Origin of the sequence: Vannielia litorea (assembly GCF_018424695.1) — a bacterium.
Lineage (GTDB): Bacteria > Pseudomonadota > Alphaproteobacteria > Rhodobacterales > Rhodobacteraceae > Vannielia > Vannielia litorea_A.
This window is the reverse complement of record NZ_QTNQ01000199.1, coordinates 1-889: the sequence shown is the minus strand read 5'-3', so window position 1 is coordinate 889 and position 889 is coordinate 1. Positions and strand designations below refer to the sequence as shown.

Genomic DNA, 889 nt, shown 5'->3' with positions numbered 1-889 from the left:
GAGCCATGCGGCGGGGATGGCGCGGGGCGGGCGTGGCCAGTCAGGCGGAGCGGAAGGCATGAGAACATTGGTAGAACATCTGTCGCGCCTCGGCAATACTGGAATCTCCTGCGCCGATCCGCTAAATGGGCCGGAACAGGCAAGCTGGAGCGTGACATGGCCAAGATTACCTACATCGAGCACAACGGGACCAAGCATGAGGTCGAGGTGGCCAATGGCATGACCGTGATGGAAGGCGCACGCGACAACGGCATTCCGGGCATCGATGCTGATTGCGGCGGGGCCTGCGCCTGCTCGACCTGCCACGTCTATGTTGCGCCCGAGTGGGTCGAGAAGCTTCCCGCCCGCGAGGCGATGGAAGAGGATATGCTCGACTTTGCCTTCGAGCCCGACGCCGAGCGCTCGCGCCTGACCTGCCAGCTCAAAGTGAGCGACGCGCTCGACGGGCTGGTTGTGCAGATGCCCGAAAAGCAGATCTGAGCGGATGCGCCGCTCGGGCAGAGATTGGCGCAAATTCCTGACAATCGGTAAAACGCTGCGCGCGCTGCTTCTGGTGGCGCTCGGCGGACCGGTCATGGCGGCCGATCCGGCGGTGGAGTGCGTGGCGCAGATCAGCGGCGCGACATACGCCGCCCCCACCACACGCTACCCGCATGGCGCGCTTGGCGATGATGAGGAGTGGGGCGCGATGGTGGTGGGCGTCACGCTGGGCCCGCCGTGCCGCGCGGGGCGCTCGAACTTCCAGGTCAACCTGCCGGAAGAGCTTGTTTTTGAAGATGTTTCTCCCCGGCTCTGGGACATGACCGGCGAGGGGGAGCCCGAGATCGTGGTGGTGGAAAGCCACCGCGACAAGGGCGCCCGGCTGGCGGTTTGGGGGCTTGGGCCGGGC

General features: G+C 65.9%; 1 protein-coding gene and 1 pseudogene. Both read left to right on the top strand.

Annotation, left to right across the window (positions count from 1 at the left end; genetic code table 11):
• Window positions 1-156: 156 nt before the first annotated feature.
• Complete coding sequence (locus DYI42_RS23935; protein WP_213549634.1) at window positions 157-480, top strand: 2Fe-2S iron-sulfur cluster-binding protein; 324 nt, start codon at window positions 157-159, stop codon at window positions 478-480.
• Between the two features lie 4 nt (window positions 481-484).
• A pseudogene (locus DYI42_RS23930) lies at window positions 485-889 on the top strand (hypothetical protein); the annotation flags it as partial.

Coding starts and splice junctions, on each gene's coding strand:
- DYI42_RS23935 (WP_213549634.1), top strand. CDS start 157: ATGGCCAAGATTACCTACATCGAGCACAACGGGACCAAGCATGAGGTC.